Consider the following 9568-nt stretch of genomic DNA (forward strand, 5'->3'; position numbering starts at 1 on the left):
TGTGGGAAGACGGCTTTCCTTAGACAGGCTTCTGAGGTTCTCAGGGAGTATGGGTATTCAGTTGTATATGTGAATCCACTTGCTAGCATTCCTGAGGATAGGTTGGATGTTAGTGAGGAGTTGAGGGGTTTGCTTAGCGAGGTGCCCGGGGATCTAGGGTCTGCTTTGAGGATCATCGAGGTCTCTGCTGAGCTTCTCTATAGAGTTGTTAGAAGGGGGCTTAGGAGGAGGATAGCCCTTCTAGCAGATGATGTTTTCCAAGCCATAGGCCTTGATAGGGCTGAGCAGCTTGTTAAATCCCTTCTAAACATGATTGAACACCCATCTATAGCCTATGAGAGAATAGTTATCCTGATAGCCTCGAGCGAGGGGGTTACTAGGGAGAGGATTGGTAGACATAGGTGGGCTGAGATAAGGGGTATGTGGAACATGCCTAGAGAGGGTTTTGAAGAGCTATATAATCAAATACCCGGTGAGAAGCCCTCGATCGATGATATATGGATCTACACAGGAGGTAACCCCTGGATCCTATCAAAGCTATATCTCTCATCATGGAGGGTAGGGGATGTGGTTGAAGAGATCATCCATATAAAATCCCTAACAAGGGAGTTCATAGCTAGGTATAGGAGGCATCTCGAGAGAGCTATAGAAGATCCTGATTATCTATGGAGAGAACCCGAGAGAGATGAACATGCTGGCCAGCTACTGAGGGAGCTGATAGAGAGAAACCTGGTTATCTACCCACTACCCAAGAGAATCGAGAGCCTATGGATCGATAACCCACCCCCAGAGAGAGATCCAGAGCTTGGAATAGGGAGATATGTTGCATGGCAAACACCCCTATACAGAATAGCTGTTAGGAAAGCGCTTGTGGAGATTAGCTAGTCCTCGATCCTTCCTCGCTCTGGAGGGCTGGGTTTGGCGATTGTCTATTACAAGATGGTATTCGGGGTTGTATGTATTGTTAGAGCATAGGGGTTAGATCTATTTCTTGATGATCTCCCTAGTCTTTACAAGCATCTGCTCTATTATATTTAGGGTTGTTTTAACAGCATCTATATCCAGCGCTGCCTCGTGGAAACCCCATACATGTAGATCATAGCCTACTGACCATCCATATGATATTATGGGCTCGCTAAGCTGTGATGACAGCTTCTTAGCAGCTCTGGAGAGTAGCTTTATCCACCATCTCCCCTCCCTCCTAGCCTCCTCGGACTCGGGGGTTCTGAATTTAATGGCTAGGGCTTTGATGCATTCCTCCGCCACTTTATAGAGTTTCTCGCTGGCCTGCACAGGATCATTTTGATCTATATACCTCCTAGCATCATCCAGGAACCTCTCAGCAAGTTCAACATAGATAGCAGCCTCCTCCTGAGGATCTAGCTTGAGCTTCTCACTAAGAGAATCTATGATAAACAACTCTATATCTAGACCCCTTCTCCTAATCTCATCAGCTATCCTCTTAGGAATATAGAGTGTGATAAAATCCCTCCCACCCATGATAATACCAAAATATCTACACCCTAGAACCTTTTAATAACAATATCCCAGGCTAGGAGGAAAAAGATATTATAGCCTAGTAAGCATCACCATATTAGGAAGCTATTGGGAGGCATTAGTTGATGAAAAGGGTAAGGCTGAGATTTGTAGACGATATAGAGATTGATTTTGTGGATAGGGAGCAGGCTTTGAAGAGGGTTGTGGAGTGGGCTGAGAAGGGCATGATCAATGTCCAAGTAGTATATGGCCCAGAGGGATGTGGGAAAACGGCTTGGCTTAAGCAGAGTGCTGAATTGTTAAGGGAGCTGGGTTTTGATGTGATCTATGTAAACCCTGTTGAGAGGGAATTCTACGCCGAGATCGGTGTTAAGGATGTTAAGAATAGATTGCTCGAGATAGTTAGAGGGGCTACCGATGATGCTTGGGGAAGGGTTGCATGGGCTGTTATAGATGCTGCTAAAGAGCTAATAAAAGCTGGGAGGAAAAAGCTAGCCATCCTAGCCGATGATGTATTCCAAGCAATAGGATTGGATAGAGCAGCAATATATGTAAAGGGATTACTAGGATTGATAGAATATCCACCAGCTAGTTATGAGAGGGTAATAACGGTAGCAGCCACTAGTGAGGGTGTTTCTAGGAGGGAGATTGGCAGGCATAGGTGGGCTGATCTGAGGCCTATATGGAATATGTCTAAAGAGGGTTTTAAACAGCTATACGATCAAATCCCTGGTGATAAGCCTAGCTTCGAAGAGATCTGGAGGATCACGGGTGGCAATCCAAAGGCTCTTGCAGAGCTATACCGCAGCTCCTGGCAGGCTGATGAAATAGCTAATAGTCTTATAGAGGGGAAGATGATAACCAGGGAATTCATAGCTAGGTGGAGAGGCTGGCTAGAAAGAGCAGTCGAAGATCCAGACGCGTTATGGGAGCCCGATGCGCCACAAGAGCTTGTGAAAGAGCTAATTGAAAGAAACCTAATAATATATTTCCTCTCAAGGAGAGAACCACGGGCATGGATCGATAACCCACCCCCAGAGAGAGATCCAGAGCTTGGAATAGGGAGATATGTTGCATGGCAAACACCCCTACACAGAATAGCTGTTAGGAAAGCAATCACAGAGGCCGGCTAGTCAAATAAATAGTAAATGAGGCATAGCCATAGCATTTCAGCATTCAACATATATAAACCAGTGTTTGGATAAACAATAAATATTATTATATATTATTTAAACATTCTATTCCCAGCTCCTTCAGTTTCTTCCTCACCCATTCAACAACCTTACCAGCAATCCTAAGGGCCTCCACAGCCTCCTCCTCTGAAACTGGTGGTGCAGGGTAGCGAATCTCTACGGAGTAGTAGGTTAGAGCCGGCACACCCTCCTCATAGCCCCACGAGACGTCCACCATATTCTCCAACATGCTTAGAAGCCTTTCTAAGCTATGAGTTTTTGGAGGTCTAATCCCATAGGATATAAGTAACGCCTTCAACGCCTTTCCGCTACCTGTTGACTGTGAAACGCCGACAGGTCATAAAGCCCCTCCTTAAGTAAAAGACTAGACGCTCTAAGATCGTTGATTGCTTTCTGCATCCACTCACAAGCTATATTCAAACAGTCACACCCTCTCTCGCCGCCGTATACTCGATACTCCCCCAGAGATCCTTTCTCTCGTCAAACCGTTTTTTCTCGATTATAATCAAATCTATCTCGCCGCCTAAAAGCCTGAAAAGCCTCATTCGCAATCTGGATTGGAGTTTAAAGAACACCTTCCAGCTCATATTCCCTTTCACTACCACTAACACATCCCAGTCAGAACCCTCCCTCTCCTCCCCCCTCACCCTCGAACCAAAAAGTATGATTCTCTCTACCTCTACCCCAAGCTTCCCAGCCTCCTCCAAGATAGTCTGCTTAATCAGTTGCAGAACCCCTAGATCTATCGATACCCTGCCCATACCGACTCCACAACAATATCTCTTTCAATTCTATAATAGATCAGTTTTTGCTCTACTACTATTTATCTTATTGGGGTATATAAGTTAAGATCTGGTTTTTGATCTATGTTTTTGATATCCGCAACGCTTATTAGCTTCAAAGATTTTTGATCTAGATCATCCTGGGATCTTTCGGGATGATCCCTCGGGATCTTCTTCTACCTAGATCTATTTTGATCTTTGATCATATGATCTTTTCGATCTCCCAGGATCTTTTTCTCTATTCTATCCCAGTTGATTCCGGGATGATCTACTATAGAATTGAAAGACTTTTTCGATGATTGGTTTGAAGTGTTAAAAAATAGGATATATTGGATTTTTGCTATTGCTTTAGTGGGATGCTGGCTATTTCTTGGAGTGTTTCTATGTTGAATAGTTTTATCATGTTCTGGGATATTGTGTATATTGTCTTGTCTATATATAGAGATCTTATTGCCTGATCGTGCTCTAGGATCTTCTCTAGCTTTATTCCATTGGCTCCATAGCTTATTACTGCGATGCCAGCTGTGTTTCCAGAGATCTTTGCTATCGCTATTGGTATCATGATAAGCCCTCTCCCTGGCTGTATTGTGAATGCATGGTGATCCCATAGGACTGGACTTGTGGCTCCTTCTATCTTGAGGGATGCTATCTCTACTATGTTTCTGGGGTCTGATGTGTTGAATAGGGATATCTTTAGATCTCTATCTTCAAGTCCTACTCCGAGGAGCATGTTTCCCTGGAGTGGGTGTAGATATTCGCTGAACCCCGGTATCTTTATATATCCCAGGATCTCTGGTTTCCTAGGATCTCTAACGTCTATAGCGTATAGGGGATCTACTTGCCTATATGTCACAAGGTAGAAGATATCCCCTACAAGCCTCGCCGCATATATCCTCTCACCCCTTGCAAGGTTCTCTAGAGAGCCAGCTATACTCATATCTATGGGCGATATTATATAGACATTGTTATATGTCTCGCTAGAAGCTACTAGGGAGACGTAGATCTGTATCCTAGGTGGCTGGGGCCCTATCTGGATCGGCTGTGGAATCGATATATATCTCTCGCTGCATCTAGCATCTACACACTCGATAATCCTAATAGTTATATTGCTCTCCGTACCAGCTTCAATAGGCTTTGGCTTTGGAATAATTGGGATGGGATATGCAAGCCTTGCAGAGAGGTTGGAGGCTGTTGTAGCAACGATCAGGTATCCCCTGTGCTCCTCTATAGAGAACTGATCCAGTATGTGGCCGGGAACGTCTATAGATCCTCTATAGGTTATGTTGATCCCCCTCACATCTAGGATATGGATCCTCGTTACCTCTTGGAAGACATATGTGGAGAGCCTTGCAGATGCATTGGATATAATAGATATCGCCTTATCCTCGCCCAGGGTTGATAGATAGTCGCTAGCGATTCTCAGGGCACCACTTATATTACCCCTTCTCATCTCCTCAAGCATCTTGGATCCTATATCCTGTGGTAGGAGACTTGAAAGAACCTCTATAGCCTTGCCCGTGGCCATTGCATATGGTGGGATATAGGATGCTATATATAGCCTCGAAGGGCTCATATAGATCCAGGTTGTTGGGGATATTAAAAGGGATATTTCGGATCTAGCGCCGCTGGATAGATCCACAGAGGCTATGGTTGCAAACCTAGATGGCATCTGATCAACGAGAAATATCTGTGAAGGCCTCAGAGGAGCGCCATTCACAAGCGGTAGGATCTCGCGGTATATAGGAGATGATAGAACCATATAGACTGTGCCATTAATCATCCTAGCACCAGCTAGGCTTCCACTATAGACCAATTTCTCTCTAAGCACAGGCTTGGAGGGGTTGGAGATATCATATATATAGATCGATGTGTTAGAACCATATACCATGGGGAGAATCGTGGCTCTATACACGGGTAGCTGATCATCAGCAATCACAGCCAGGGTATTGCCCCATAGGAAAGCACCTCTAGAGCTACCATTAACATCTATAGAGGATAGAAGCCTCCTCCCAATAGCATCAACAATATATACTCTGCTGTATGATGTGATAACTATAAGCCTGCCATCCGTTTTCACAATGTCAAGCTCATCAACACCGCTAACCTGGACATTCGTAGTGGAGAATATAGAGTCGCTAGCCCTTAGAGAAGCTGGGGAAACCATAGCAGGGGTTGGGGAGGCTAATGGCAATACAGTAGCTATCCCCGCTGGAAGAACCCCTAGATTCTGAGAGCCCATGGTCTCAGAGATGGAGAGGAGGAAGCTCTTGATCTCATCATATGAGGAGAAGCTCTTGAAAACCCCTGTAGCAGATAGGTTAGGCATAGGAGCACCACCATAGCCGGGTTTCCGAGGAGTTGCCCCAGAACCAACAGGGGATCCAGGGGTTCCCGGAGCTCTAATCCCCACATAGATCATGGATACCATAGTGATAACAACAGCTATTAAGGTGGCTAGGGCTATATATCTCCTAAACCTCTCAGACACCATCAAACCCACCACCAAGATCCTCGAAGATAGATTTATTAAGTATATGCTTTGCACACCAGCTATGAATACCGCTGGCGTTTAGTTCAAGGTTATGTCCATAAATGTTAAAGATCTTTACAACCGAAAAACCTGCTCCTTAAGATAGAGAAAAAGTTTGATCAGAAGATAGAAGATCTTAGCCCCTAGCTGCTGAACCCTTATAACACAACAGTTACGAAAACTTTCAATTCTATAGTAGATCATCTATTCCTTCAATTACTTTTAATGATGCCTCGCCCGATCTTTGGATTTTAAGGTCTTTCTCGATTATCTCAGCTATCATGAGGGATTTGATGAAGCTAGATGTATTAGCTGTATATCTAGCTAGATATCTCACCTTAATCTCATTATTCCCTATCTCAAATCTTATGAATTTGTGGAATGCTTCTCTAAGGCTGTTTGCTATCCTTTCGAGATCTATATTCTGAGGCATTGTTGTTAGAGCTAGTAATGGGTATCCATTCTCTATCGATAATGCGAAGACCGCTACTTCATCTAGGTCTTTCACCCCCGCTAGCTTTAGAACCTCATTCTCCTCCTCCTTTATCTCCTCCCCGATTTTTCTCTCATCATTCGAACCTCCTCTTAGGCATCTCCCCTCTAGCCTTAATAATCTCTTATCTTTTTCTATTGTGAAGGGCTCGGGCCCGGGGTTATTGATCTTTTCAACGGTATGGATAGCTGTTTTTCTTATGTCCTCTTTCGATATGTCTACCGGCTCGCTATTTAATACGCGTAGAACGACGTTTTCCAGGAATATTGATGCTACGCCAGCTAGATCCTTTACAGCTCTATAGGTTAGAACCATATGCTCAGAAGAGAGAGAAACGATAAAGCAGATAGTAGTTTACAGCTCTATAGGTTAGAACCGGCATATAGTTCATACCATGGCTGAGATCCAGGACTATCTTAAGACTCTTTTTAGAATCCCCATCATTCTCTATATTCAAGATCTCCTTCACCAAGATCCTAGATAGCTCCAAGTATACATAGTAATAGAAGTTAGATAGACTACCACAGTAGTTCAGCATAAGCCTCCCCTCTACACTATCCCCCTTATATCTATTGGTAAATTTACCCGAGCCAGGAGCTACTATAAGATCCAAGGCCTTAGGAGACAAATCCCCCACTTTCTTGATCTCCTCACAGATGAAACCACGATATATATTTTTCACATGTTGAATCAACTCATCATAGCTATTCAAACCTGGCTCAAAAACCACAGTACTAGGAACAATCACCACAAACCTACGAAGCGAATGCGATATACACTTAAAGATAAATGATAAGGTAGTTCTCGAAGAAACACCACACCCAGAATCATCAGCCAAAACATATTCAACCTTCCGCCACCTATAATTATTCGGATAAACGAACCAAGGAGACCCCCAAGTAGTTATACCAATCACAACCTCCGACATATAACCCAACCAAAAAACATACCACCCACCATATAAAAAATATCCCACCAGAACCCCAACAATACAGATAAAGTGAAAAACATCGATACATATTTAGAAATTACTAAAAAATAATAAACACAATCGCGTAAACAATAAAAAACTAGCATTAAATGCGAAAGAATTAGAAGCCCAGATCCAAGGATCTAGAGATCAACTATATAGATCATCCCGGAATCAACCGGGAAAGAATAGAGAGAAAGATCCAAGGAGATCTAAAAGATCATATGATCAGAGATCAAAAAGAGATCCGAGGGGGAAGAGATCCCGAGGGATCATCCCGGAAGATCCCAGGATAATCTAGATCGAAAATCTTTGAGGCTAATAAGCATTGTGGTCATCAAAAACATAGATCAAAAACCGGATCTTCGCTTATATACCCCCATAAGAAAAATAATAATAGACAAATCTGATCTACTATAGAACTGAGCAAAACCACACACGATCTACTATAGAATTGAAAGATGGTGATCCCATGTCTATATATGTGATTAAAAGGGATGGGAGTAGGGAGGAGTTCATCGCTGAAAAGATAGTGGTTAGCTGTCTAAAGGCTGGGGCGACTCCTGAGGCTGCGAGGAAGATAGCTAAGATTATTGAGGGTAGGCTGTTGGATCAGGGTGTTAAGGAGGTTAGTGCAAAGGATCTCACTAGGATGGTTCTAGAGCTCCTCAAGAGGGAGAATGAGGAGTGGTATAGGAACTGGATAGTCTTCGATGCAGCTGTTAAGAGGAGGAAAACAGAGCAGGAGCTGGCTGGGAGGAGTTGAGCTAGAAGGTTATAACCTGATACCCTTTTTCAATATAATACGCTATTCTATTTCCAACCGGTACGAGGTTAAGCCCTAGATCCTCTAGGCTTTTCTCGATGCCGAGGCTCTTTGCAACGTTTATGCATGCAGCATCTATAGCCCCTCTCCTCCTCAGCTCCTCGATCATCTTCTTCATCTCACCCTCATATGATAATATCCTCTTCTGGCTTGGGCCGAAGAAGATCACCTTTAGATCTTCAAACCTGTTATCCTCAATAGATCTATATGCGAATCTCACACCAAGATCTGCTTTCTCATCCCCAGACATTATGAGGAGAAGCACCTTAGCTATAGCCAATCACCAACTCTCCCTACACTAGGGAGGTAATAAGCTCTATTAATAAGCCATAGAGGATCTATGGAGATCCTTAACCTTCTAGCTAGGTGATCGTTTCCATTCTATGGAAACGATCTACCCTTTTAAAGCCCTCAAATATCTAGGATATGAATATCTAGACATATCTTTAAGCCCATAGGCGGTGCGGGGGTTTTCAGCCTATTTTCCCTGGGATCCGTTGTTCTGTGTTGGTGCTAGGAGGGCTTTGGCATCTACTCTTGTGAATTTCTTGAGCCTGTAGATGGGTACTGAGAAGAATCTATTCATCCTATATGTCTCGTGGAGAGTCCCTACTATCGGGATCTTCTCTCCACAGAATTTACATCTATTATCCTTTGTAAGCCTCCAGCTTATAATCTCGAAGCCATATCTCTCTATAACGATATTTCCACAGCTTGGGCAGTATGTATGCTCATATGGATGCCCAGGGACATTGCCTATATATACGTATTTCATCCCCTCCTTCTTAGCAAGCTCTATATGCTTCTCAAGAGTCTCTATAGGGGTCCATGGATAGTCCATCATGAGGTAGTCTGGGTGGAATCTGAGGAAGTGCAGAGGTGTCTCGGGCCCGAGGTTATCGTGTATCCATCTAACTAGCTTCCTAGCCTTCTCAAGATCATCGCCTACCTTGGGTATTACGAGATCTGTTACCTCTATATATATACCCTTTCTCTTAAGCTCTAGCAATGCGTTGAAGACAGGCTCATAGCTCGGGATCAATATGAATTTCCTGGCAAAAGCATCGTCACCATTACCCTTGAAATCAACTGTTATAGCGTCGAGGAACTTTGATAGGAGATCTATAGCCTCATCCGTTAGATATCCATTGGAGACGAATGTGTTGAACAAACCCCTCTTATGAGCCTCAACACCAACATCATAGGCGAACTCAGCGAATATAGATGGCTCGTTATATGTATAGGTAACACCCTGGGCACCAGCCTTAACAGCTAGA

10 protein-coding genes and 1 pseudogene are annotated in these 9568 nt (G+C 43.7%); 3 read left to right on the top strand and 8 right to left on the bottom strand.

Annotation, left to right across the window (positions count from 1 at the left end):
• Positions 1 to 885 (top strand): ATP-binding protein (locus QXE01_09530; GenBank protein ID MEM4971480.1); only part of this gene is annotated, 885 nt, incomplete at its 5' end.
• Positions 886 to 984: 99 nt separating this feature from the next.
• On the opposite strand, the gene QXE01_09535 is transcribed toward QXE01_09530, so the two are convergent.
• Positions 985 to 1500, bottom strand: a complete 516-nt coding sequence (locus QXE01_09535) for a PaREP1 family protein (GenBank protein ID MEM4971481.1) — start codon at positions 1498 to 1500, stop codon at positions 985 to 987.
• 122 nt (positions 1501 to 1622) lie between these two features.
• Between QXE01_09535 and QXE01_09540 the strand changes: the two genes are divergently transcribed.
• Positions 1623 to 2630 carry an ATP-binding protein gene (locus tag QXE01_09540; GenBank protein MEM4971482.1) on the top strand — a complete coding sequence of 336 codons (1008 nt, stop codon included), beginning with the start codon at positions 1623 to 1625 and terminating at the stop codon, positions 2628 to 2630.
• Positions 2631 to 2715: 85 nt separating this feature from the next.
• Here the strand turns inward: QXE01_09540 and QXE01_09545 are convergent.
• From QXE01_09545 to QXE01_09565, 5 genes and pseudogenes are all read right to left on the bottom strand, one after another.
• Positions 2716 to 3089 (bottom strand): annotated as a pseudogene (locus QXE01_09545) (HEPN domain-containing protein).
• Between the two features lie 17 nt (positions 3090 to 3106).
• On the bottom strand, positions 3107 to 3451 hold the full coding sequence (locus tag QXE01_09550; GenBank protein MEM4971483.1) for a nucleotidyltransferase domain-containing protein: 345 nt from the start codon (positions 3449 to 3451) through the stop codon (positions 3107 to 3109).
• 361 nt (positions 3452 to 3812) lie between these two features.
• Positions 3813 to 5963: a beta-propeller domain-containing protein gene (locus tag QXE01_09555; protein ID MEM4971484.1), complete on the bottom strand. Its 2151-nt coding sequence runs from the start codon at positions 5961 to 5963 to the stop codon at positions 3813 to 3815.
• A gap of 229 nt (positions 5964 to 6192) precedes the next feature.
• Positions 6193 to 6810, bottom strand: a complete 618-nt coding sequence (locus QXE01_09560; protein ID MEM4971485.1) for a hypothetical protein — start codon at positions 6808 to 6810, stop codon at positions 6193 to 6195.
• Between the two features lie 4 nt (positions 6811 to 6814).
• Entirely contained in the window at positions 6815 to 7423 is a 609-nt protein-coding gene (locus QXE01_09565; protein ID MEM4971486.1) for a TM1812 family CRISPR-associated protein, read from the bottom strand.
• 514 nt (positions 7424 to 7937) lie between these two features.
• Here QXE01_09565 and QXE01_09570 point away from each other — a divergent pair.
• A complete protein-coding gene (locus QXE01_09570; GenBank protein ID MEM4971487.1) occupies positions 7938 to 8231 on the top strand; it encodes an ATP cone domain-containing protein in 294 nt (97 codons plus the stop codon).
• A gap of 1 nt (position 8232) precedes the next feature.
• Here QXE01_09570 and QXE01_09575 read toward each other — a convergent pair whose 3' ends face one another.
• Together QXE01_09575 and QXE01_09580 are read right to left on the bottom strand one after the other, a co-directional pair.
• On the bottom strand, positions 8233 to 8571 hold the full coding sequence (locus tag QXE01_09575; protein MEM4971488.1) for a DsrE family protein: 339 nt from the start codon (positions 8569 to 8571) through the stop codon (positions 8233 to 8235).
• 198 nt (positions 8572 to 8769) lie between these two features.
• Positions 8770 to 9568 (bottom strand): radical SAM protein (locus QXE01_09580; GenBank protein ID MEM4971489.1); only part of this gene is annotated, 799 nt, incomplete at its 5' end.

This window comes from Sulfolobales archaeon (genome assembly GCA_038897115.1).
In the GTDB taxonomy this organism is placed as follows: Archaea; Thermoproteota; Thermoprotei_A; order Sulfolobales; family AG1; genus AG1.

Coding starts and splice junctions, on each gene's coding strand:
- QXE01_09535 (MEM4971481.1), bottom strand. CDS start 1,500: ATGGGTGGGAGGGATTTTATCACACTCTATATTCCTAAGAGGATAGCT.
- QXE01_09540 (MEM4971482.1), top strand. CDS start 1,623: ATGAAAAGGGTAAGGCTGAGATTTGTAGACGATATAGAGATTGATTTT.
- QXE01_09550 (MEM4971483.1), bottom strand. CDS start 3,451: ATGGGCAGGGTATCGATAGATCTAGGGGTTCTGCAACTGATTAAGCAG.
- QXE01_09555 (MEM4971484.1), bottom strand. CDS start 5,963: ATGGTGTCTGAGAGGTTTAGGAGATATATAGCCCTAGCCACCTTAATA.
- QXE01_09560 (MEM4971485.1), bottom strand. CDS start 6,810: ATGGTTCTAACCTATAGAGCTGTAAAGGATCTAGCTGGCGTAGCATCA.
- QXE01_09565 (MEM4971486.1), bottom strand. CDS start 7,423: ATGTCGGAGGTTGTGATTGGTATAACTACTTGGGGGTCTCCTTGGTTC.
- QXE01_09570 (MEM4971487.1), top strand. CDS start 7,938: ATGTCTATATATGTGATTAAAAGGGATGGGAGTAGGGAGGAGTTCATC.